Raw genomic sequence first — 21,727 nt, 5'->3', positions numbered from 1 at the left:
CGCATTTGCAGGGCGGCTTGCGCCATGCAGGTTCGCGTCATGGCGATGCGGACCGCCCGGGTCCGCATCGCCCGCTCGTCATTGTTGTGCAGGCATCGTCTGGGGTGCCGGTTCGCCGGGGGTCATCGCCGGCGGGGGTGCCGTCGTGGTACCCGTCGTCGCGTCGGGCGCACCCGGCTGTGCCGGGGTCATGGTCGAGGGTGCAGCCTCCACGGGCTGCGGCACGATCAGCATTTCCGTCGTGTCGATTTCCGAACTGCCCTGCAGCCAGTTGTAATCTTCGGTTCCCAGCAGGATGAAATGGATCAGCAGCGCCAGGACGAGAAGGAAGGCGAACAGGCCGATGAGGGCGCGCCGCGGATCGAAGATAAGCCAGATTTTCATGATCGGTCTCCGGTAGGGGTGGGAGTCGTGACGATGCCGTTACGCAGGCACGCCCCAGGGCGCCCAGATGTAGGTAAGGATGTGAGCGATGATCGCGATCGCCAGGAAGAACAGGAAGCTCCTCGTGAAATAGCTGTGAAATTCACGCGCTTCGTTCTCGGTCAGGCCCGAAAGGCCGTACCCATCGCGTTCGTGGCGGGTGTCTGGATCAACCATGGTCTTGTTCTCCTGTCGTGATTGAGGTGGTTCCGGTCCAATTCGTGATGTCTATCCGGGCAGTTGGGTTATCATCGAGGCATTCGAACGCGCCCGGGACAGCGCATCGGTCCACACTCCTCGGGAAGTGGTGCCGCGTGCGCCCCGATCGGACAGCGCGCCGACGAAGCAGACCGGGAACAGCAGCGTCGTGACGAAGCTGACGGTCAGGTCGTGCCTTTCGGCGCCCTTTCGCACCCATGCGGGCTGCGTGCCGTGTCGGTTTCGCGAGGTCATCGGGCATCTCCTCCAGTTGCTGCGTTCAGGGTCGCAATGTCGATGTGCTGGCTGTTGCGCGTCCGGGCTTCGGCTTCGGCTGCGTCGCGCAGCGCCTTCGCCGCCGAAATGCGGGCGAGAAGCGGCGCGCGGGAAACCGCCCGGTCGAACATCTCCTGCGCTTCGGGGCTCCAGTGGAAGGGGCCGGATTTCGCGGCCGGCGTAGCCGGTGCTGCGTCCAGCCGGGATGCGAGCGGGATGATCTCGAACAGTGTGTCGAACAGGGCGTTGCACACTTCCTGGACCACCCAGACGGCACCCGAATATCCCATCATCGGAGTACCGGTATGGCGGCAGATGATGGCCCCGGGAAAACTCGCCGGGACGAAGGCGGTGCGCGCATCGCATTCGGCGAGATAGATGCGTTCGTTGATCGACCCGAACATGATCGCGGGCTGATGTTCGGTCAGTCTTGCGCGGACAAGATCGTTGTCCGGCTTCACGCCGGGTTTGCGCGAAATGGCGAAGGCACACGGCATGCCGAGCTCGTTCTCGAGGAAATTCGCAAGACCGCGGGTATGCGTATCGTTCGCCACCACGGCGAAATCCGCTGTCGCGAAGAAGTCCTGCGTGACCGAACGCCACAGATCCCAGATCGGGGCGAGCGTGGTGGCCTTCTCGCGCGTGATGAACGGCTCCGCGTCGAGACCCAGTTCGTGTCCGAGAGCCGTGAGGAACTTCGTGGTCGATTCAAGCCCGACCGGCGCATGGAACCACGGACGCTCGAGCGCATCGCACAGCATTGCGCCGTACTCGCGATAGAGGCAGATGTTGGCATCCGCATCGTTGAGCTTCTTCACGTCGCCAAGCGCACTGCCGAGCGGGAAGGCAAGGTTCACCTCGGCCCCGAGTCCTTCCACAAGGCGCCGGACTTCGGCGAGATCCGATGGCGTGTTGAACATGCCATAGGCCGGTCCGATGATGTTGACCCGGGGCTTCTCGCCGTCCTTGCGCTTGCGGGGGCGCACCTTCCCGCCGAACTGCGTCCACAGCCACAGGAGCGAGCGGTCGGCGGCCTGCCACTGGTCCTCGTCGATCGTGCGGGGTAGGAACCGCTTGACGTGCGAGTCCTCCGGCACCAGGCCGCCGCCGATCATCTCGGCGATCGAGCCGGTCACGACGACGGCAGGCCGAGAGGTATCGAGCGTCGCGCCCGCCCTTTCCAGCGCCTTTTCCGTCCCGTTCTTGCCGAGTTCCTCTTCCGACAGGCCGGTCACGCGGATCGGCAATGCGTGCGGAGGCAGGGCGTCGGTATAATGCAGGACACTCGTCACGGGCAGATTCTCGCAGCCCACGGGCCCGTCGATCACAACCTGCAAGCCTTCCAGGGCGCAGAAAGCATAGACCGCCCCCCAGTAGCCACCTGCCCGGTCATGATCCTGCACCAGCATCAGGCGATCTCCTCGACCGGCGCGAAGAAGCTGCGCATGGCGTCCATCCTCGACTTGCCGCGGATCGCCGCGTTGATCGTCTGCACGACCCCCGCCGGGCCGGCCGGCCCCATAAGGGGACGACCGGAAATGAGATTCGTGAAATAGAGCGCCGGCGTGCCCCGTTCTTTCGCGTGCTGCACGACCGGGGTGGTGCCAATGGCAAGATCGGGTTCGAACGCTTCGAAAGCGGCGAGATCCTGCTCCAGGCTCGCGCGATAGCGAATCTCGACGCCGTGCTGAGCCAACCAGTCGGCATCCTCGGCGCTCCAGCAGGTCTTCGGGCACGCGGTGCCGACATATCGCAGGTCCGCTCCGGCCTCCACGAGCAGACGGGCCACGATAAGCTCGGATCCTTCGTAGCCCGATAAGGTGATCCGCCCCTCGATCCGGTTTTGCGCCAGTGCCGCGCCGATTGCGCCGCGCATGGCGTTCTGCGCCCCGGCGATCCTGTCCTGCGGGACGCCGCACTGCTCTCCGATGGCACCCAGCCAGGCATGCGTACCCTCTGCCCCCACCGGGGCGGAGCCGACGACGGCGCGGCCCGCCGCCTCGAACTCGCGCACGCTGGCCGTGTAGAAGGGATGAACCGCCGCAACGGCCGCGCAATCGAGCGCGGCATAGAGTTCGCGCCATTCGCGGGTGGGAACCGCCGGCCCGGCCGCCAGACCCATCGGTTCGAGCATCCGTCCGATTATCATCGGATCGGCGGGGAAGACCTCGCCCAGTATGGTGACGGTTGGCAGGTCGCCGGGCCCGTCGGGCAGCGGCATGACCGGTCCTGCGGCCACCTCCTCCCGCGCGTAGGAAAGCATTGCGGCTGCGAGCACGTCCTTCGCTTCCGCGTGGGTGGGTACGCCGAAGCCCGGGACGTCGATGCCGACTATCCGCACCCCGTTGATCTGCTTGGGCAGGAGGCGCAACGGAACGCCGCTTGCCGTGGGGACACACAGATTGGTGACGACGATGGCGTCGTACCGGTCGGGGTCGGCCATGTCGTGAACAGCGTCGCGGATGTCCTCGAACAACTTGCCCGTGACGAGGGTTTCGGAATTGAACGGGACGTACCCGACGCTGCGCCGGGCACCGTAGAAATGGCTGGTGAGGGTCAGACCGTATACGCAGCAGGCCGAACCCGAAAGGATGGTCGCGGTGCGCTTCATGCGAAGTCCCACGCGCAGGCTGCCGAAGGCGGGGCACATGCTTTGCGGCTGATCGTGCGGACCGAGCGGATAGTCCGCGGTCAGTTTTTCGAGCACCGCGCCGGACCCCTGCGCGGCGGCATTTTCGCGGATCGTCCGGCTGTCACCGTGGCAGCTCGTCTCAGCGGGCGGAGCGAGAGTATCGGGAGACGCATTTTCGCTCATGCCAGCAAGGCCTCGTAGACGACCTCGAGCGACGACTTGGCCGGAACAGGGCGTCCGTGCATGTCCTCCTGCGAAGCCGGGACGAGAGTCACGTTGCCGCCGGTATCATCCGGACTGAAAAGACCCAGCAGACCGTCCTGATCGAGCGGAGTGGGGGCGACAGGCGGCGCGGTTGCCACGTTTTCGGAAAGCTGTTCGAACAGCGGCGCCCAGCGCGTGCCGGGCTTGCCGATGATCTGGTAATTCGCGCTCTTGCGGCGAATATCCTCATCGGCCGGTATGGCAGCCAGCACCGGGATGCCCGCCGCTTCGGCAAAAGCTGCGGCCTCGCCGGTACCATCGTCCTTGTTCACCACCATGCCGGCCACCCCGACATTGCCGCCGAGCTTGGAAAAATAGTCGACCGCAGAGCAGACGTTGTTGGCGACATAGAGCGATTGCAGGTCGTTCGATCCGACGACGATCACCTTCTGGCAAAGGTCGCGCGCGATCGGCAGGCCGAAGCCGCCGCACACCACGTCGCCGAGAAAATCGAGCAGCACGTAGTCGAAGCCCCAGTCGTGAAAGCCCAGCTTCTCGAGCGTTTCGAACCCATGGATGATACCGCGCCCGCCGCAGCCCCGCCCCACTTCCGGACCGCCCAGCTCCATCGCAAAGACGCCGTCGCGCTTGAAGCAGACGTCCTCGATGCGAACTTCGTCACCGGCCGCCTTCTTCTGGCTCGAGGTTTCGATGATGGTCGGACATGCCTTGCCGCCGAACAGCAGGCTGGTGGTGTCGCTTTTCGGATCGCAGCCCAGCAACAGCACGCGCTTGCCCTGCTGAGCCATCATGTAGCTGAGGTTCGACAGGGTAAAGCTCTTGCCGATACCGCCCTTGCCGTAGATCGCGATGATCTGCGTTTCCTTCGTGGCCGGGGTGGCGGAAGTGTCCTTGTCGAAGTCCAGCGTATCGCGGGAACGGGCGGGGGTATCGAGCATCAGCAATCGCTCCAATCGAGAACGATCTTGCGGCATGCGGGATCGGTAAAGGCCTGGGGGTAGGCGTCGGACATCTCGCAGGCGGAGCGCCGGTGAGTGACGAGCCCGTCGAAGGCAAGACGCCCATCGGCCAGCAGTCGCCGCACGGCAGCCATGTCGGGCGCAGACCATTCGGCGGCGATCCGCAGCCGCGCCTCGCGCATGAACGCGGGCGCGAAGGGAAACGCGATCGTGCCGCTGTAGAATCCGGCCAGCACGAGTTCGCCGCCCTTCTCAAGCCGATCGATGAGGCCGGGCACGAGCGTTGCATCGCCGGTACAGTCGTAGATCGCGCGGTAGGTCGCCCCTTCATCCTCGTGAGGCGCGATGACGGGATAATCATGGCTTCCCTCGCGGCGACCGGCATCGATTTCCCAGACCCGCGGCGGCGTCATTCCGCGCGCCACCGCTATGCGGGCAAGCAGGCGACCGAGAGTTCCGTGCCCGATGATCAGGTCCGGTGCCCGCGCGCCGTCGGCGCCCAGCGCATGATGCGCCGTAGCAGCCAACGCCAGCAGCACGCCGCGTTCGTCACCCAGAATGTCGTTGCGCACCAGTCGATCTTCGGGGACGAACAGATGCCGGGCGTTCGCACCGAAGAAGCTCCGCGCGTCAGTAAAGGCATGGGCGCCGGGGACGAAGACCTTGTCATTTTCGGTAAAAGAGGAGGAGCCACGGGCATCGACGACGCGTCCGACCGATTCGTAACCCGGCACCAGTGGATAGCCGAAACCGGGAAAGGCGGGCATCGCCCCGTCCCAAAGCAGTTTCTCGGTACCGGCGGAAATGCCGGCATAGTCGATCTCCACCAGCAGATCGCCATCTTTGGGTTCGCGAAGCTGCAGGGTCCGTGTGACGATCCGGCCTGGCCGTTCCAGAACTGCGGCAATGGCGTCCATCGGATCCTCCTGGCGGTGGTTCGAGGTAGCCAGTTGCCACTATAAAAGCGAATTGTCAAACCTATCTGACAGTCGTCAATGTCCAGTTTTCAGGACAGAACACGATGGATAGTGGAGCCAGCGCGGTTTCTCGTCTTTCCATCCGGCTGCTTTGCACAATGCCATGATTTCATCTGGACGGCGCAATCGCCCCGATCCCATCGCGGCGAAATAGGCGGTAAAGTACGCGGTCTGGGTGTCGCGCCCCTCCTTCGCGAGCGGCTCGGCAATCACCAGGCTCGCTCGGGGTGCCGCGAGTTCCCTGCCCCGGGCCAGGAGCGCGATCGCGGCATCATCGTCGAGATCGTGGAGGAGCCGGGATGCCATGACACAATCGAATGTGCCCCGCGCCGCGTCGGAAATGGTGCACGCGGAAAGACGACCATCGAGGCCCGCTTGCGCGATAGCAGCTCTCGCGAAGGGAAGAACATCGGGCAACTCGACAAGGGTAATATCCAGACGCGGGTGGCGGCGGGCGAGCGCGATCGCCAGGGCGCCGTTGCCGCCCCCGATTTCGCAGCAATGCCGCAAACGGGAGAAATCGACGGCTCGCAAGATCGGCTCGAGCGTGAACGGCAGCGATCTTCGCATGAGTTCGCCGTAGTCGCCGGGCAGTCCCGCATCTCCCCGATAAGGCCAGTATTTCGCAACAAGCCCGACTTCGTCGCCAGCAATCAGCGCCAGTGGGTCGCGCATGTCGGCGTAGAGCAGGTCGCCGTGCTCGATCATCGCCCTGACACCATCATCGTCGGCCACGACCAGGCCCTCCACGGTCAGGGCAAACGTATCGTCTGACAGACGCTCGATCAGTCCGGTCGCGACCAGCCAGGAAAGCAGGCGTGCCGTGACCGCAGTATTGAGCCCGGTAGCGCGCTCCACCTCTGCGGCGTTGCGCGGCTGCCCGGCCAAGGCATCGAAGATGCCGGCCCGCAATCCCGCGAGAAGGGCCTGCTGGCGCGCGGCACCTGCGACGATGTCGAACAACGCCTCTCGGTGATGGGCGGCGATTCGCGAACCGAACGGCAGTCGCTCCCACAGGCGGCGCTTCGCGGCCGATCCGAGAAAGCGATAGCGTAGTCGGGCTGAAAGTTTCGACACCAACACCGTTCCATCATGCCCCGCTGTCAATTGCAATGGACATCCAGGCTTCGCGTGATAGTCTAATCAAATGGACAAGTGCGAACTCGCCGTTATCGGGGCCGGCATTGCCGGGCTGACGACGGCGATAGCATGCGCCGGCCGCGGGCTCGATGTCGCGGTAGTCGAGATGGCTTCGGGTCCGGGCGGGAAGGTTTCCGCATCCTATCCCGCCGGACGACCTGTGGATGCCGGCCCAACCGTCCTCACCATGCTGGATGTGTTCGAGCGGATCTTCGACGAGGCGGGGCTTGCCTTCGCCGACTACGTCCGCACCAGTCGGTCCGACGTTCTCGCCCATCACTTCTGGCCGGACGGGTCGAGCCTTGCCCTCTACGCCGATCCGGAAGCCAGTGCCGCAGCGATCCGCGCCCTTGCCGGCCCTGCGGCCGAGCAGGGCTTTCGCGATTTCACCCGCGCTTCCGCAACGATCTTCCGGGCGCTCGACAGGAACTTCATGAGGGGGGACAAGCCGGCAAACCCGCTCGCGATGATGTGGCGCGGCGGCGTTTCGGGTTTGCCGGGCTTCCTCAAGCTCGATCCCTACCGATCGCTGCATCGCATGGTTTCGCAGCATTTCGCCGACCCCCGCCTGAGGCAGCTTTTCGGACGCTACAGCACGTATGCCGGCAGCTCTCCCTTCGCGACGCCCGCTACGCTTTCCCTGATCGCCGAAGTGGAACGGCGGGGCGTCTGGCAGGTCGAAGGCGGGATGACCGCCTTGGCCGAAGGTCTTGCGGCAGCCGCGAGAGATCTCGGCGCGCGGCTGCATTACGATCGCCGGATTACGCGCGTTCTCGTCGAGCGGGGCGAACTTCGAGGTATCGAGACCGCCGACGGTGACGTAATTCGAACAGGTCAATGCGTCTTCAACGGCGATCACGCGGCACTCGAAGCCGGGTGGCTCGGGGCGCCGACCGCACGGCGCACCCGCCGCCTTTATGGGGGAGCGCGAAGCTTTTCGGCTTTCACCATCGCCTTCGACGCACCGCTTTCCTTCGCCGCTGCCGGACATCACAACGTATTCTTCTCCAACGATGAGGCGGCGGAGTTCGCCGCCCTGGCGCGCGGTGAGATGCCCGATGATCCCACTGTCTATGCCTGTCTGCAGGATCGGGCGGCGGGCGGCGACGCGCCGAACGGGGCGGAGCGTGCGCTGCTGGTCTGCAATGCGCCCGCGCGCGGCGACACCCATCCCATGACGCAAGAGGAGATCGAATGGTGCCTGACGAAAGCCTGTCGCACGCTGGAACGGGCGGGCCTCAGCATCCCGTCGAATGCGCCCCATTCGATATCGACACCTTCGGATTTCGCACGCCGTTTTCCTGCGACCGGCGGGGCGCTCTACGGCCGGGCTTCGCATGGGTGGATGGCTTCGTTCCTGAGGCCCGGCGCCCGCACACGGATACCGGGCCTCTACTGCGCGGGTGGCAGCGTCCACCCCGGGGCGGGCCTGCCCATGGCGGCGCTGTCCGGCCAGACGGCGGCGCGTGCGGTTCTGCAGGACCGCGCTTCGACATCGCGCTTCCGCAGGGTGGCTATGCCTGGTGGTATGTCGACGCGTTCAGTCAGGACAAGCGCCACGGGCTGACCATCATTTGCTTCCTGGGAAGCGTTTTCTCGCCCTACTACGCTAGCGGATACCGGGCGGAACCGTGTGATCACGCGGCGCTCAACGTCGCGCTCTACGGGCCGGGAGCGCGCTGGACCATGACCGAACGCGGGGAGGAATGCGTCGAGCGCGACGAACGATCGCTATCCATCGGGCCGAGCGCGATGTGCTGGGCCGGGGATCATTTCGTCATCGACATCGCGGAGAGCACGCCCTGGCTGCGGCGCCGCGTCTCGGGCACGGTGCGGGTGTGGCCGGAGGCCCTCGTCGACCGGCCGCTTGCGCTCGGGCGCAGCGAACGACACTTCTGGTGGCCCCTGGCCCCCTGCGCCCGGGTGGAAGTGGAACTGAAGGAGCCTTTCACATCATGGTCGGGCAGCGGCTACTGCGACATGAATGTCGGAGCCGAACCGATCGAGAATGGTTTTTCCGAATGGGACTGGAGCCGGGCGACGCTGGCCGACGGGCGGACGGTCGTGCTTTACGACCTTTATCCGCGCGACGGCGCGCCGACCAGCCTAGCCGTGCAATTCGATCCCGATGCCGAGGTCAGCGAGATCGAACTGCCCTCCGCCGCCGACCTGCCCCGCACTCTGTGGCAGATGCCGCGTCGCACGCGTGCCGATTCCGGGGCCCGCCCGCGCGTGGTGCGTACGCTGGAAGACACCCCATTCTACGCTCGTACACAGCTCGCCACGCGCCTGTTCGGAGAGGAAGTTGAAGCCATGCACGAAAGCCTCTCGCTCGACCGACTGCGCTCCTCCGCGGTGCAGTTCATGCTGCCCTACCGCATGCCGCGCGTCGCGCAGCGGCGCACGAGACCGCGAGTGCCCTGGCCGATCGTCAATCGCCCTGGCTGGGATCGCTGATACCGGCGAGGTGGCGGATCACCCGGGCGACTCGCTCCGGCGCTTCCTCGTGCGCCAGATGACCCACGCCTTCGAGCCTGGTAATGCTGCTGCCGTGAACCAACGCAGCGACGCGGCGCGCGACGTCTGGTGCCACCATCGCATCCTTGTCGGCAAACACCAGATCGAGCGGCACCGGCAGGTCCGGCAGGTCCGCCGCCAGCGTATCCAGATCCCAGTTCGCCATCAGGGCGAGCGACGCGTCGACATGGGAGGAGTGGCGAAACAACCGGGCGTAGATCTCGCGCTGGGCGACCGGAAGGGTCGATCCCGTCTGCTCGAGCATCCTTTCCACCATGCCCTCTCCCCGGGCGCCCCAGGCCAGGAGCGATGGCACGAACGGGTTCAGAAAGAGAAGTTTCGCCGCGGCGGGAAACAGGCGGTTCGCCGCTCCACCGAAAGGTAGCAAGGCGCCTGCCAGAGATACGATCCGCTCCGGCACCGCGATCCCGTCGAGCGCCATCCGCACAGCGATGGCGGCCCCGGCGGAATGTCCGACGATCACCGCCGGGCGCATGTCGCAGGTCTCCAGCAATGCCCCGACCGCGCGGGCGACGAACGGCAGCGTTGCCCGTCCCCCGGCCCTTTGCGAGGAAAAACCGTGCCCGGGCAGGTCGGGTGCTACGAGGGTCCAGTCCGGGGCGAGGAAGGGCCGGAGGGGTGCCCAGCTGTGCGTTGAGGCGCCCGTCCCGTGAAGCAGCAGCATTACCGGCCCGCCCCCGTCTATCTGGAGGTGCCATTCGATACCGCCCGCGCGCACGAACCGGCTGCTCTCGCGCGCCGGCCAGTCGCGTCCGTCGACTTCCCAGCGCGGCCGGGTCATGGCGTTCTTGCCGCCCTGGCAGCCTGCGAAAGCGAGCCGCGATCCATGCGCGGCAAGGCGAAGTGACGGGCGTTCATCGCCGTTGCCAGTTCACGCGTGAACCCGCGCGGACGCGCAGCACAGTCGACGACGATGGCAGACAGGGACAGGCTGGCGATTTCCCGCGCGGCGACGAGCGCTTCACGCTTGGCCTCAGTGCGGTCGGTGGTCCCGGAAGTGGTCTGGTTCGCATCGCCGTCCGTGACCACGACCAGCAGGGGAGAGCGGCCGGCGGCGCGGGCGAGCAAAGCCTCCCTGGTCGCACGGCCGATCCCTTCGGCCAGCGGAGTCCCGCCTCCGCCGACAAGTCCGGACAGCAATCGGCTGGCACGTGCCAGCGATCGGGTGCGTGGCAAGACCAGTTCGGCGCCGGCATTGCGAAAGGCGATGAGCGCCGCTTCGTCGCGACGGACATAGCTTTCCGCAAGCAGGCTCTCGACCGCGCCCTTGACCTCCGCGAGCCGCGCCAGGGCGGCCGAGCCGGAAGCGTCGATGGCGAAGATCGTCGCCTGCCGCCGGCGCGGCTCGCGCGCGGCGACGCGAAGGTGGCGCGCGGCGATACGCAGGGGCGGTCCACCGCCAGACTGCTGATCCGGTGCGGCGGCGATCAGCGTGGCGACAAGGTCGAGCCGCATCCCGCCGCCCGGCCTGCCCCGCCGCGTCCGCAACTTGCGGCCGCGCTGGCCCGAACCGTTCTTCGCCCGCGCGCTCCCCCCACCGCCCTTCCCGCCCCTCGCGCGGTCCTGGCGCAACAGGGCCGGATCGATGAACGCGCGGGCGGCCTTGATCACGATTTCCGTATCCCCGGGCCGGGTTTCTTCCGATGCCGGACTTTCCGGGGAATTGTGTTCGGGTTCGGGAGGACTATCGCCGGGATCCGGCAACTGCACGGCGCGCGGTGCCAGCACCCGGCGCGCGACGAAAGCCAGAGCTTCCTCGCGGCCGAGCAGACCAGCCGCGACCCTGGCAGTCCTCAACGCGCCAAGGGCGATGCGGGGATCGGCGATGCCAAGATGCGCGGCGGCCTCGACGAGGGTCGGCAGGTCACCATCTGCAAGATTATCGGTTTCGATCCGATCGAAATGCATCCCGCGGCAAGACGCGAGCGTCAGGCCGTCGAGGTCCAGCACCAGTGGCAGTCGATGGTCGAGGGCGGATGGGATGCCGCGACCTTCCTCGCTTTCGTCGACCAGGACGATCGCGGAGTTTTCGGGCGGATTTTCGATCAGGTCCGCGATGATCGCGCCCAGTTCGGCTCCGATCCGTTCCGCACCGGGTACGAGCAGTACCCGTCCCGCACACCGTTCTCGCAGCTCTGCATGGTGAACGACGCGTTGCCTGGCCAGCGAGGCGAGCAGGTCGCGCGAACCGCGTAGCGGGGCCGCCTCGCTTTCGGGAGAAAGCCGGTAGATCGGACGCGCCGCATTGGCGAGCTGGCCGAGGAACCGTTCCAGCACCGGACCATGCCGCGCCCGAACGACGATCCCCGTCGGGGCCCGGGCCAGACAGGCGAGCGCCAGTTCGGCATCCTCCCAGGCAACGCAATCAGGCGCATTCATGCGAGGATTTCGGCGACCGCCCTTTCGACGCGCGCACCCTCCTGCCCACTCTCCAGCGGATCGCGCCGGAGGCGATGGCCGAGCGCCATGGGAGCGGCTTCGCGCAGGTCGTTCGTGTCGACCTCGTCGCGTCCGGCGAGGGCGGCGATCGCGCGTGCGGTCCGCATGAGTACGAGTTCGCCGCGCAGCCCGTCAGTCCCGAGCGAAAGGCACAGCCTGGCAACGCGTTCCAGCATCGCATCGCCGACCTCGACCTCCCCGATCCTGTCGCGCGCTGCCACGACCTTGCGTCGTACGGCGAGGTCGCGCCGCCGCCAGGCCTTTGCGAAGCCCTGCGGATCGCGGTCGTAGGAATCGCGGCGCCGCACGATCTCGATGCGCTGCGGCAGATCCTCCGGAGTCGACACATCCACCGACAGTCCGAACCGGTCGAGAAATTGCGGGCGGAGCTCGCCTTCCTCGGGGTTGCCGCTGCCGACAAGGACGAACCGCGCCGGATGGCGGACGGACAGTCCGTCCCTCTCGACGACGTTGGTACCCGATGCCGCCACATCGAGCAGGAGATCGACCAGATGGTCCTCGAGCAGGTTGACTTCGTCGATGTAGAGAAAGCCCCCGTTGGCGCGTGCCAGCAGGCCGGGTTCGAACGCCTTTTCCCCCTTGCCGAGCGCCCGCTCGAGATCCAGCGCACCGGTCACGCGCTCCTCTCCCGCGCCAAGCGGCAGATCGACCATCGGTACCGTCCGCCGGATCGTCTCGGGATCGGACATGGCGGCGCACCGCTCGCACTGGCTGGCGCCGTCGTCCTGTCGGCAACCGTAGGCGCAACCCGCAATGACGGAGATTTCCGGCAACAGGGCGGCCAGACCGCGGATGGCGGTGGATTTGCCGGCTCCGCGGTCGCCCATCACCAGTACCCCGCCGATGCTCGGGTCGACCGCCACGCACAGCAACGCCTGCTTCAGTCTTTCCTGGCCTACGATCGCGGAAAAGGGAAAGGGCAAGAATGCGGCTCCTGCGAGAGGGGAAGGTGCGCAATTCTCACATGCACGTGGCGAAAGGCAAGCCTCCCCTTCGCTCTACAGGCTGGCCCGGCGCGGGGCGAACGGGCCGTTGCGACGTACGATGGCGAGGTTGAGGATGGCAGCGAAGCTGACCCAGACGAGATAGGGGACGATCAGCCAGCTCGCGAGGACGGACATGGGACGAAGCGCGATGGCGAGCGCGAGTACCGAAGCCCACAGAAACGCCACCTCGACCAGCGCCCAGTCCGGTCGTTTCCATTTGAAGAAGAGCGGCGACCACAGCAGGTGAAAGACGCCGTTTATCGCATAGAGACCCAGCAGCAGGCCTTTCCCGCTCTCGTCAGTCCCGCGCCAGGCAAGGACGAAGGCCCACGCCGCAAGCCCGAGAATGACGGTCCATGCGGGACCGAACAGCCAGTCCGGCGGCTGCCAGGACGGCTTGCGCAGACCCGCATACCAGTCACCCACGTCGGTCAGCAGACCGCCGACCAGCCCAAGGGCCAGCGCCCATCCAACCGCGATGGCAACTTCCATGTGGCGTTCACTCCAGCGAGACGAACCGAACAAAGCACAAGACCGGCTTTACGGAAAGGGCAGAGGGCCCACGATACCCTGTTCAGATGGTGAGAACCGAGCCGGAAGATACGCTGCTTTCCGGCCAGGCACGGATCATCCGCGCGCAATCGGTCCGAGCCTTCGCGCGCAATATGATGGGGATGGAAAGAAGTGGTGCCAGAAGAGGCATCACATTCGAAATAATTTTTTACGTCTTATCAGATAGCTAGGAATTCGGTCGTCTCCAAAAAGCCCTCAAAAGGCCCTCAAAAGCCGTCTAATGCATTGGTTCGATGCCTTTTTCGGGACTCCAAATTCAATTTCTCCCTATGCGAGTTGGGCGATATCAATGTCAGCTTTACGCCCGTATTGTGTTGAAAAAGTCGGCCCCGCCGCGCCGGAGGTTAATTTCGGGCAACAAAAATTCAGAGTGAGCTTGCCGCTTGAATCATTGTTACACTACGAGGCGTGCCAAAGTTCTAGTGTTACCGACCAAAACGGGTGGCAGAGTTTTTCAACACAATACGCCCGGATTCTGGACGTAGCCCGCGCATAGCAAGGTGCCCGAAAGCGGACCGCTTGCTTTTCTGCTCTGGCAGGCTGAGTCAATTGTGAGTGTTGGATGGAACGTTGGTCCGTAGCTTGGATCTGCTGGATTAGCCTTCGCCGGCTAAGCTTTCCAATACCGGGCACCGATCATCACTGGTAGTGCCACACTGCCTGATCAATTTTGTCAGAGCAGTTTCCATGCGCGCGAGGTCCGCCAGCTTGGCGCGGACGTTCCCGAGATGCTGTTCCGCGATTGATTGCACTTGATCGCAATGCACATCGGGCCCCGGTGTGAGGTCGAGCAGCGCCCGCACCTCTTCAAGGGAGAAGCCGAGTTCGCGCGCACGCCGAACGAAACGCAGCCGCTCGATGTCCCGAGGACCGTAGTCGCGGTAAGCGCCCCTTCGTGGAGGCGGGTCGATGACTCCTATCCGCTCATAATATCGGATTGTCTCGATTTTGCATCCGGTCTGTTTCGATACATCACCGATTTTCACACGAAACCCCTTGAGTCTGTAGTTGCTACAGACTGTAAATAATTGCGGGAATCGGGTTTTGGAAAGGGACGACTGGTGCGCAGCTTCAGCACATGGTGGAACGGATTAGCGGCGGGCAGCGGTGTCTTTGCTGCCTTCGGAGCAGCTGCTTGCTGTGCACTCCCATTGACGCTTACGTCAGTTGGTGTGGGTTCCGCGTGGCTTGGCAGCATCTCGCCTGTCGTAGCCCCCTATCGCCTCCCCCTGCTGACCCTCGCGTCGGCTCTTCTCCTCGCTGCGACCCTCCGTTTGCTCTGGCAGTTTAGGCAGGCACAAACATGCCCGGCGGACAGTGCATGCGGATCACCGACCTATCAAGCGCTGACCGCCATAGGGATTGCCATCGGTGCTGCGCTGCTGACAGGTGCCTTCCTCTATGGCTGATCCGATCCTGATCTCGCGCTTGCGCTGCCCCGAATGCGGTCATGAAGAAGACATGGAAATGCCGACCAACGCCTGCATGTTCTTCTACACTTGCACGGGCTGCGGCGTGCGTCTCAAGCCGCTCCACGGCGATTGCTGCGTGTTCTGCTCCTACGGCACAGTTCGCTGTCCTCCGATACAGGAAGGGGACTGCTGCAATGGCTGAGGCTTTCGATTTCATTGCGATCGGATCGGGAACGGCTGCGCAGGTCGCGGTCCACCAGATGGCCGACGCCGGGAAGCGTTGCGCGGTTATCGATTACAGGCCCTACGGTGGCACATGCGCGCTCCGAGGGTGCGATCCGAAAAAGATGATGGTGAGTGGAGAGGAAGCGCTCGCTGCACACAGGCGATTGAAGGGGAAGGGTATCGAAGGTTCTGTTTCGATTGACTGGGGTGACCTCCAGGCATTCAAGCGCAGCTTCACCGACCCCGTCCCTGAAAAGCAGGAAGCTCGCTACGAGCGAAAGGGCGTCGCGACCTTCCACGGCACGGCTCGCTTCGCTGGCCCCGGCCGGATCGTGATAGGCGAGACCGAACTGTGTTTTTCCCACGCTCTTATCGCGACGGGGGCGGAGCCTCGATCACTTGGCATCGAAGGCGAGCCGTTGCTGACCCACAGCGATGCATTCCTAGAACTCGAATCCCTTCCAGATCGGATCGTATTCGTCGGCGGTGGATACATAGCTGCGGAATTTGCCCACCTCGCGGCGCGGGCAGGTGCAAAGGTGACCATCATCCAACGAGGCCGCATTCTGAAAGCCTTCGACCCTGACACGGTCGATTGGCTCATGCCGAGTTTCGACGATCTCGGCATTGAAATCGTGGACGCCGAGGTGAACAGCGTAGCGAAGAGAGGCGGCGTTCTGACCGTCCATGCTGGCGACCGCAGGATCGAAGGGGACTTGGTGGTGCACGCTGCCGGAAGAGTCCCTGCGATCGGTTCGCTCGATCTGGGGGCGGGAGACGTCGCCTGTGACGAGGGTCGCTTGGTGCTTACCGCTCAACTACGAAGCCAAAGCAACCCCAAAGTCTTCGCGGCGGGTGACGCTGCTGCAAATGGTCCGCCACTGACTCCGGTCTCCAGTCATGATGCCAAAGTGGTTCTTGAGAACATACTCGAAGATAGCGGCCGAGCTCCGAACTATTGTGGGGTTCCTAGTGCACTTTTCACGGAGCCGCCGGCGGCGCGGGTCGGAATGCTGGAAAGCGAGGCGCACGAGGCAGGTTTGGATTTCACGGTGAATGCTGGATCGCACCCAGGTTGGTTTTCGGCAAGGCGGCTGAACGAAGAGATCTACGGCCACAAGGTGCTGGTCGAAACTGGAACAGGACGCATCCTTGGGGCTCACCTGGTCGGCCCTGACGCTGACGAACTGATCAATATCTTCGGCTTAGCCATCCGACATGGGCTTAATGCGGACGATATTAAATCGACTATGTTTGCTTACCCTACAGCTGCCTCCGACGCCGGATCTATGTTGGGTTGAGCAGCACCCGATCGCCGGAGTTCTCTCCATTCCAACCCAACGACTGCTTTCACACAGCGGTGTAATGCGACCAATGTCCGCTCACGGGTCGCAAGCCGAATGTCCGCTATCTGCGCCTTGTCGACCAGGACCGGACTGACCACTAGCGGCCCCATCGCAGCCCAACTTAGAAGTCGGCAGAGATGCTGGCTTTGATTGTGCGCGGGGTTCCTTGCAGCAGTGCGGCAGAAAAGACGTCGAACGCGCTGGCCCAGTACTTTTCGTTCGTGATATTATCGGCCGAAAGGCGGAGCGTGACCGGCGTGTCGTCCGCCGCGAAGACGTAGCGCGCACCGAGATCGATACGCGTCCAGCTATCGAGTTCGAGCGTGTTGGCGGCATCGACCCACTGCGGACCCGTGTGCACTGCACGCGCTGTGATCGTCGCGCCAGGCACAAAGCCCAAGTCCCACTCCAAGTCTGCATTGGCGGTGTATTCGGAAACGCCAGGTACCTCGTTGCCGCTGACGAGCTTCGCATCGGTCAGAGCTGCGCCGCCGATCAGCCTCAGGCTGGGTGTCAGATCGCCGTTGACCGTGAACTCGATGCCTTGGTGCGTCTGATCCCCGAGGTATCCGAAGCTGCCGTCGGCAAGCACACCCTCTCCCGGTCGCTCAAGGCGGTAGGCGCCGAGACCGACGAAGACATCGCCCAGTGCCAGCTTGCCTCCAACCTCGTACTGCAGCGACTTGCGGGGCGCGAGCACCTCTCCCGGATTGCTGACGAGCGCCGGATCGAGGGGCGCTGTCGGACCTTGCTGGAGCGCCTCGATCCGGTTGCCATATAGCGACAGGCCATCGAAGGGCTTGAGGACCACGCCGATTACGGGCGTGACTGCGCTTTCATCGTATTCGGTCGCCAGGTCGCCGCCGAAATAGCTGTAGCTCTTCACATTGATGGATTGCAGGCGCAGGCCCGCCGTGACCTGCAAACGGTCTTCGATCATCCCGATCGTGTCCGATGCGAAAGCACTCCAGAGCCGCGTCCGCGAAATCGGGAAGGGATCCTCAAGGTCGCCGCCGACGAGGGCCGAAGACGGCAGTTCGACCTGCGGGGCGTCGTAGATATTGGTGGCGTAGCCGGCAAAACCAGGCCCGTAACGGAAATCATAGGCGTTGCGGTTCACCTGCCAGCTGGCATTGCCGCCGAAATTGAACTCGTGGGTGATCGCTTCGCCCAACTTCACGCGGATGCCAGCTTCGACCGCTTCGTTATTGTCGGTCCGCGGGACGAACAGCGCCGTGCCGCTGGCAGCACCGCTACCGGCATCGAGAACGGTAATGCCGCCGTAAATGCCTTCCTCGCGCCCGTCGCGCGCACCGGCCCTGAAGTATGCCAATGCATTGTCGGCAAGATCGTATTCCACGGCCAGCGCGCCGAAAACATCGCGCAGTTCGGTGTAGGTGAAATCCTGCGCATAGTTCGCATCGCCATCGGGAACGGCGGGGATCGTTGCGCTTCCGACGGTGACCTTCGGCCGCAAGGCGTCGATCCGGACATTCTGGAACGCCAGGTCGAGAGCTGCCCGTAGCGGGCCACTGTCATAATCGATCGCACCGCCCACGACCTGAGTGCGGCGATCTTCACGGTCGATCGACGTTTCGCCGTCACGATAGGCTGCATTCAGGCGAACGCCCCATTCGCCGTTCTGGCCAAAGCGGCGAGCGACATCGAAGCTGCCGCCGAAGTGGGCATTCTCGCTGGCTGAAACGGTTACGCGATTGAGGTCGGTGTCTCCGGCCCTCTTGAGCTGCAGATTGACGCTTCCGCCAAGTCCCGATCCGCCCGGTGCTGCACCGTTCAGGAAGGCGCTGGCGCCGTTGAGGACCTGGACGCTTTCAAACAGTTTTGGAGGGCGGTGCGCTTCTGCTCGTCGATATCCGTACAAGTGCCGATCCAGCGCTGTATCTCACCCTGCTCGTTGAGGATCGGCAGCGCACGACCGATCATCCAGCGATAATCACCGCTGTGATGCCTCAGGCGATATTCAACCTCGTACGGTTCGCCGGTAGCGAGGCTGTGGTTCCATTTATTCCATGCATCGGCCTGGTCATCCTCATGAAACATCCCGGCCCATCCTTCGCCGTCGGTTGATCCGACAGGGACACCCGAGAATTCATACCAGCGCGCATTGTAATAATCGTGGGAGCCGTCGGGAAGAGTCGACCAAACCATCTGCGGCATGGTGTCGGCGAGCGCATGGAAAGCAGCTCCGGCGGATTGCAGCGCATGCTCTGTAGCCAAGGGCAAGACATCCGGCGCCGAGGAGGATTCGCGGCTGCCAAGCTGGAAATTCGTGATGATTTTTGCATTCATGGCCAGCTTGTGACCTTCCCGGGATGAACAGAATCGGACCGATAGGATACCTGTCGTATCTTGTTGATTTTCAAACGCTGACGCTCATCGCACAGGTAGGATTGAGAGTAAATGCAGCGGATATCGCGAGAAGTGAGGTCCTACTTTTCGCAATACCAGATTCTCGGTCTGACTGACGGGAAGGAATTACTAGGTCCGAAATTCACCTCGGTCTCGGAGTCGAACGCTCCATTCAGGTTTCGCCCTTCCGTAATACCGATTATCAGCCTCGCATGCACCACGCCGTCTCTAAACCGCTCGCCCATGATCACAACTTTCTGAGCGCTTCGCACGACGCGCATGAGCAGCGCACGCGCTATGTTGTCGCGTTGACCGCCGCGATGATGGTGATCGAAATTGTTGCGGGGCTGTGGACTGGATCGATGGCGCTTCTCGCCGATGGTATCCACATGGCGACCCATGCAGGTGCCTTGGGCGTCGCGGCCTTCGTCTACTGGTTTGCCAAGCGCCATGCGAACAACCCGCGTTTCACATTCGGTACCGGCAAGGTGGGCGACCTCGCCGGCTTCGCGAGCGCGCTTGTCCTCGCCATCTTCGCAATCGGGATCGCGGTTGAATCGGCTCAAAGGTTCGTCAGTCCGCTCACGATTGCCTATACCGAGGCTATCTGGATCGCCGTGCTCGGCCTCGTGGTGAACCTCGCGAGTGCCTGGCTGCTTGGTGCCGATCATCACCATGGGCATGATCACGACCATCATCATCACCACGACCATGCGCATGCCGATAACAATCTGCGCTCCGCCTATTTCCACGTGCTTGCCGATGCCCTGACCTCCGTCCTGGCTATCGTGGCCCTTCTCGCCGGCATGTACCTCGGCTGGGCATGGATGGACGCGGCAATGGGGCTGGTGGGTGCTTTCGTGATCGGGCGCTGGTCATGGTCACTGCTGCGCGATACCGCTGCCGTGCTTGTCGACGCCGAAGCGGCCTCTGAACGGTACACAGAGGTGCGCGAGGCGCTCGAGGACCGGGACGCCGCGATCGGCGATCTGCACATCTGGCGGATCGGTCCTGGCAAGTATGCAGTCATCGCCTCGCTCATCGCCGATGATCCGCTCGCGCCCGACAATTATGCCAGCCGACTTTCAGAGCATGCAGAATATGTGCACGTCACGATCGAAGTTCATCGCTGCGAGCATCCGCATCCCGAGCTTCGCGCGGCCTGATCGCGCCGTTCTAAAAGACCGAAACAGTATTCGAGGACTGTTATACTGTAACAAAAGACTTATACTTCATCGTGTTACGGAACTTGCAATCTTGATGCGGTTTGCTAGGAGCCGTTGGAATCCATGACTACAAGCTATCGTCGCCTTGTGCTGCACCCTTTCGTCGTCCTGCTCATGCTGGTCGCGATGGTGTTCGTGACGGCGGCGGATGCTGCTGCTTGCGGTGCCGAAGTGGCGCCCGGAAGCACGCCCGTTCTGGCTTCGCTCGATAGCGCGTCTGCGTCATCCGCAGCCGCCGATGAAGTGCCGGGCGATCCGGATGCGCCGGCCGAGCAACACGGCGTGTGTGGACACGGCCATTGCCATCACGGGGCGAGCTTTGCCGGCACCGTGCAGAAGAATTCGGTCCCTCACTTGGTCGTGGTTCCCGATGCGCCTCCCGCCGAAGCGCTCGCTTCCGAAATTGCCGACCGACTGAAGCGCCCCCCTCGCGCCTGACGACCGTCACCGCGCTGCATGCCGCAGCGCAGTTCGGATCGTCAGCAGAGGAATTTTCGAAAAATGTCAGCCATTCATTGGCGAGGGGTCCTCCTTGGAGGGCTGTTCCTCGCCGCTCAAGCCACGACCGTGGCGGCGCAGGAGCGTGAGCTTCTGACGCTCGAAGCTGCGCTCGCTCGTGCGGGCATCGTCGACAGCGCAGATGAGCCCCCAGAAAATCCGCGCCTGATCGGACCGCGGGCCGAAGCCGACGCGGCGCGGGCCCTGGTCGACCAGGCGCGGCTGCGGCCCAACCCCGAAATTGCTTTCGAAGCCGAAAACATTGCCGGAAGCGGCGCATTTTCGGGATTGCAGGCCACCGAGTACACTTTGTCCCTGAGCCAGCGGCTCGAATTGGGCGGCAAACGGAGAGCGCGCGTCCGCGCCGCCCAGGCGGAAGCGCGCGTCGCGGCCCTTTCAGGAGCGCTCTCGGTTGCTCAGCTAGGGCGATCGGTACGCGAACGCTATGTCGAAGCCGTCTCCGCGGCAGCCCGATTGGAACTCGCGCGGGACATAGTCGAGCGCAATCGCGAGCTTGCCAGGATCGCAGGCGTACTGGTCGATGTCGGACGGGAGCCTCCCCTGCGCTCGCTTCGTGCCGAAGCGGCACTTGCGGAGGCGCTCGCGGAGCTTGAAGCGGCCCTGGCCGCCGACAGTGCGGCGAGGACTGCGCTCGCCGCGCTTTGGGGCGAGGCAACACCTGCTACGGACGTGCCTTCGGTGTTCCCCGAGATCGAACCTCCGGCGACGCTGCTCGCCTCGCCTTCGGCCTTACGTCTTCAGGTCGCCCGTGCCGAACGCGAGGCTGCAGATGCCGCGATCGCCCGGGAACGCTCTTTAGGCATTCCGGATCCGGCGATATCCGCCGGTGTCCGACGGTTCGAGGAAAGCAGAGACCAGGCGTTCCTCGTAGGCGTTTCGATCCCGTTTCCGTTCAGTAATCGCAACCAAGGAAACATCGCTGCTGCCGAGGCGCGGCTTCGCGCCGCGACGGCACGGGAGGCGATTGCCCGCACCGATTTCGAACTCGAAGTCACGCAGGCTCGCGGACAATTTCTGGCAGCCGAAGCGCGGGTCGAGACCCTCGCGGAGACGTCCTTGCCCCAAGCCGAGGAAGCCTTGCGCCTCGTTCGGATTGGCTACCGCAACGGCAGATTTCCGCTGATCGAAGTTCTGGCTGCGGCCGAAGCGCGCGACACCATCCGTGAAGCATTGATTCAAGCCCAGGAAGATCGTGGCCGCCTGGCGGCGACGCTGATCTGGCTCGGCGCACAATGAGGTATT

The 21,727-nt window shown here is 64.0% G+C and carries 22 protein-coding genes and 1 pseudogene; 8 read left to right on the top strand and 15 right to left on the bottom strand.

Features of this window, described 5'->3' with window-relative positions; all coding sequences use genetic code 11:
- Positions 1-78 precede the first annotated feature (78 nt).
- The 8 genes from pufA to EG799_RS09090 form a co-directional block, all read right to left on the bottom strand.
- Positions 79-384, bottom strand: coding sequence for a light-harvesting antenna LH1, alpha subunit (pufA, locus tag EG799_RS09125; protein ID WP_234029093.1), 306 nt, complete (start codon positions 382-384; stop codon positions 79-81).
- 39 nt (positions 385-423) lie between these two features.
- Positions 424-600 (bottom strand): light-harvesting antenna LH1, beta subunit, encoded by a 177-nt coding sequence (gene pufB, locus EG799_RS09120; protein WP_123880495.1) that lies wholly within the window; start codon positions 598-600, stop codon positions 424-426.
- A gap of 51 nt (positions 601-651) precedes the next feature.
- Entirely contained in the window at positions 652-876 is a 225-nt protein-coding gene (locus tag EG799_RS09115; RefSeq protein ID WP_123880493.1) for a hypothetical protein, read from the bottom strand.
- On the bottom strand, positions 873-2,309 hold the full coding sequence (gene bchZ / locus EG799_RS09110) for a chlorophyllide a reductase subunit Z (protein ID WP_199798288.1): 1,437 nt from the start codon (positions 2,307-2,309) through the stop codon (positions 873-875). Before bchZ ends, EG799_RS09115 begins: the two co-directional genes overlap by 4 nt.
- Complete coding sequence (bchY, locus tag EG799_RS09105; protein WP_123880489.1) at positions 2,306-3,712, bottom strand: chlorophyllide a reductase subunit Y; 1,407 nt, start codon at positions 3,710-3,712, stop codon at positions 2,306-2,308. Before bchY ends, bchZ begins: the two co-directional genes overlap by 4 nt.
- On the bottom strand, positions 3,709-4,698 hold the full coding sequence (locus tag EG799_RS09100; RefSeq protein ID WP_234029191.1) for a chlorophyllide a reductase iron protein subunit X: 990 nt from the start codon (positions 4,696-4,698) through the stop codon (positions 3,709-3,711). The genes bchY and EG799_RS09100 overlap by 4 nt, the downstream gene beginning before the upstream one ends.
- Positions 4,692-5,630: a chlorophyll synthesis pathway protein BchC gene (gene bchC / locus EG799_RS09095; RefSeq protein ID WP_123880485.1), complete on the bottom strand. Its 939-nt coding sequence runs from the start codon at positions 5,628-5,630 to the stop codon at positions 4,692-4,694. The genes EG799_RS09100 and bchC overlap by 7 nt, the downstream gene beginning before the upstream one ends.
- A gap of 75 nt (positions 5,631-5,705) precedes the next feature.
- Positions 5,706-6,767 carry a methyltransferase gene (locus EG799_RS09090; protein WP_158611049.1) on the bottom strand — a complete coding sequence of 354 codons (1,062 nt, stop codon included), beginning with the start codon at positions 6,765-6,767 and terminating at the stop codon, positions 5,706-5,708.
- Positions 6,768-6,837: 70 nt separating this feature from the next.
- On the opposite strand from EG799_RS09090, the gene crtD reads away from it, so the two are divergent.
- Together crtD and EG799_RS09080 are read left to right on the top strand one after the other, a co-directional pair.
- A complete protein-coding gene (crtD, locus tag EG799_RS09085) occupies positions 6,838-8,397 on the top strand; it encodes a 1-hydroxycarotenoid 3,4-desaturase CrtD (protein ID WP_123880481.1) in 1,560 nt (519 codons plus the stop codon).
- A 119-nt stretch (positions 8,398-8,516) separates the two neighbouring features.
- Entirely contained in the window at positions 8,517-9,287 is a 771-nt protein-coding gene (locus EG799_RS09080) for a carotenoid 1,2-hydratase (protein ID WP_181950890.1), read from the top strand.
- Here EG799_RS09080 and bchO read toward each other — a convergent pair.
- The 5 genes from bchO to EG799_RS09055 form a co-directional block, all read right to left on the bottom strand.
- Positions 9,262-10,149: an alpha/beta fold hydrolase BchO gene (gene bchO / locus EG799_RS09075; RefSeq protein ID WP_123880479.1), complete on the bottom strand. Its 888-nt coding sequence runs from the start codon at positions 10,147-10,149 to the stop codon at positions 9,262-9,264. The genes EG799_RS09080 and bchO overlap by 26 nt on opposite strands.
- Positions 10,146-11,747, bottom strand: coding sequence for a VWA domain-containing protein (locus tag EG799_RS09070; RefSeq protein WP_123880477.1), 1,602 nt, complete (start codon positions 11,745-11,747; stop codon positions 10,146-10,148). The genes bchO and EG799_RS09070 overlap by 4 nt, the downstream gene beginning before the upstream one ends.
- The gene (bchI, locus tag EG799_RS09065; RefSeq protein ID WP_123880475.1) at positions 11,744-12,751 is read right to left on the bottom strand and encodes a magnesium chelatase ATPase subunit I; all 1,008 of its coding nucleotides are present in this window, start codon (positions 12,749-12,751) and stop codon (positions 11,744-11,746) included. Before bchI ends, EG799_RS09070 begins: the two co-directional genes overlap by 4 nt.
- Before the next feature lie 75 nt (positions 12,752-12,826).
- Positions 12,827-13,306 carry a TspO/MBR family protein gene (locus tag EG799_RS09060; protein WP_123880473.1) on the bottom strand — a complete coding sequence of 160 codons (480 nt, stop codon included), beginning with the start codon at positions 13,304-13,306 and terminating at the stop codon, positions 12,827-12,829.
- A gap of 677 nt (positions 13,307-13,983) precedes the next feature.
- On the bottom strand, positions 13,984-14,373 hold the full coding sequence (locus tag EG799_RS09055) for a MerR family transcriptional regulator (protein ID WP_046903606.1): 390 nt from the start codon (positions 14,371-14,373) through the stop codon (positions 13,984-13,986).
- A 75-nt stretch (positions 14,374-14,448) separates the two neighbouring features.
- Between EG799_RS09055 and EG799_RS09050 the strand changes: the two genes are divergently transcribed.
- From EG799_RS09050 to EG799_RS09040, 3 genes are read left to right on the top strand one after another with little or no spacing between them, the layout of a single operon-like run.
- Entirely contained in the window at positions 14,449-14,796 is a 348-nt protein-coding gene (locus tag EG799_RS09050) for a mercuric transporter MerT family protein (protein WP_123880471.1), read from the top strand.
- Positions 14,789-15,001, top strand: coding sequence for a GDCCVxC domain-containing (seleno)protein (locus EG799_RS09045; protein ID WP_053833516.1), 213 nt, complete (start codon positions 14,789-14,791; stop codon positions 14,999-15,001). The genes EG799_RS09050 and EG799_RS09045 overlap by 8 nt, the downstream gene beginning before the upstream one ends.
- Positions 14,994-16,325 (top strand): dihydrolipoyl dehydrogenase family protein, encoded by a 1,332-nt coding sequence (locus EG799_RS09040; RefSeq protein ID WP_123880469.1) that lies wholly within the window; start codon positions 14,994-14,996, stop codon positions 16,323-16,325. Before EG799_RS09045 ends, EG799_RS09040 begins: the two co-directional genes overlap by 8 nt.
- A 166-nt stretch (positions 16,326-16,491) precedes the next feature.
- Here EG799_RS09040 and EG799_RS09035 read toward each other — a convergent pair whose 3' ends face one another.
- Together EG799_RS09035 and EG799_RS09030 are read right to left on the bottom strand one after the other, a co-directional pair.
- Positions 16,492-18,252 (bottom strand): TonB-dependent receptor, encoded by a 1,761-nt coding sequence (locus tag EG799_RS09035; protein ID WP_229660415.1) that lies wholly within the window; start codon positions 18,250-18,252, stop codon positions 16,492-16,494.
- Positions 18,228-18,569: pseudogene (locus EG799_RS09030) on the bottom strand (PAS domain-containing protein); the annotation flags it as partial. The gene EG799_RS09035 and the pseudogene EG799_RS09030, both read right to left, overlap by 25 nt.
- A gap of 383 nt (positions 18,570-18,952) precedes the next feature.
- On the opposite strand from EG799_RS09030, the gene dmeF reads away from it, so the two are divergent.
- The 3 genes from dmeF (at position 18,953) to EG799_RS09015 (ending at position 21,721) form a co-directional block, all read left to right on the top strand.
- Positions 18,953-19,906, top strand: coding sequence for a CDF family Co(II)/Ni(II) efflux transporter DmeF (gene dmeF / locus EG799_RS09025; RefSeq protein WP_123880467.1), 954 nt, complete (start codon positions 18,953-18,955; stop codon positions 19,904-19,906).
- Positions 19,907-20,029: 123 nt separating this feature from the next.
- Positions 20,030-20,404 carry a hypothetical protein gene (locus EG799_RS09020; protein WP_123880465.1) on the top strand — a complete coding sequence of 125 codons (375 nt, stop codon included), beginning with the start codon at positions 20,030-20,032 and terminating at the stop codon, positions 20,402-20,404.
- Between the two features lie 63 nt (positions 20,405-20,467).
- The gene (locus EG799_RS09015; RefSeq protein WP_123880463.1) at positions 20,468-21,721 is read left to right on the top strand and encodes a TolC family protein; all 1,254 of its coding nucleotides are present in this window, start codon (positions 20,468-20,470) and stop codon (positions 21,719-21,721) included.
- The last annotated feature ends 6 nt before the right edge of the window (positions 21,722-21,727 follow it).

Origin of the sequence: Aurantiacibacter spongiae, assembly GCF_003815535.1 — a bacterium.
Taxonomy (GTDB): domain Bacteria; phylum Pseudomonadota; class Alphaproteobacteria; order Sphingomonadales; family Sphingomonadaceae; genus Alteraurantiacibacter; species Alteraurantiacibacter spongiae.
This window is presented reverse-complemented; position numbering and strand designations above follow the sequence as displayed.

Coding starts and splice junctions, on each gene's coding strand:
- EG799_RS09115 (WP_123880493.1), bottom strand. CDS start 876: ATGACCTCGCGAAACCGACACGGCACGCAGCCCGCATGGGTGCGAAAG.
- EG799_RS09015 (WP_123880463.1), top strand. CDS start 20,468: ATGTCAGCCATTCATTGGCGAGGGGTCCTCCTTGGAGGGCTGTTCCTC.
- bchY (WP_123880489.1), bottom strand. CDS start 3,712: ATGAGCGAAAATGCGTCTCCCGATACTCTCGCTCCGCCCGCTGAGACG.
- EG799_RS09070 (WP_123880477.1), bottom strand. CDS start 11,747: ATGAATGCGCCTGATTGCGTTGCCTGGGAGGATGCCGAACTGGCGCTC.
- dmeF (WP_123880467.1), top strand. CDS start 18,953: ATGCACCACGCCGTCTCTAAACCGCTCGCCCATGATCACAACTTTCTG.
- EG799_RS09060 (WP_123880473.1), bottom strand. CDS start 13,306: ATGGAAGTTGCCATCGCGGTTGGATGGGCGCTGGCCCTTGGGCTGGTC.
- bchO (WP_123880479.1), bottom strand. CDS start 10,149: ATGACCCGGCCGCGCTGGGAAGTCGACGGACGCGACTGGCCGGCGCGC.
- bchC (WP_123880485.1), bottom strand. CDS start 5,630: ATGGACGCCATTGCCGCAGTTCTGGAACGGCCAGGCCGGATCGTCACA.
- pufA (WP_234029093.1), bottom strand. CDS start 384: ATGAAAATCTGGCTTATCTTCGATCCGCGGCGCGCCCTCATCGGCCTG.
- crtD (WP_123880481.1), top strand. CDS start 6,838: ATGGACAAGTGCGAACTCGCCGTTATCGGGGCCGGCATTGCCGGGCTG.
- EG799_RS09080 (WP_181950890.1), top strand. CDS start 8,517: ATGACCGAACGCGGGGAGGAATGCGTCGAGCGCGACGAACGATCGCTA.
- pufB (WP_123880495.1), bottom strand. CDS start 600: ATGGTTGATCCAGACACCCGCCACGAACGCGATGGGTACGGCCTTTCG.
- EG799_RS09040 (WP_123880469.1), top strand. CDS start 14,994: ATGGCTGAGGCTTTCGATTTCATTGCGATCGGATCGGGAACGGCTGCG.
- EG799_RS09020 (WP_123880465.1), top strand. CDS start 20,030: ATGACTACAAGCTATCGTCGCCTTGTGCTGCACCCTTTCGTCGTCCTG.
- EG799_RS09045 (WP_053833516.1), top strand. CDS start 14,789: ATGGCTGATCCGATCCTGATCTCGCGCTTGCGCTGCCCCGAATGCGGT.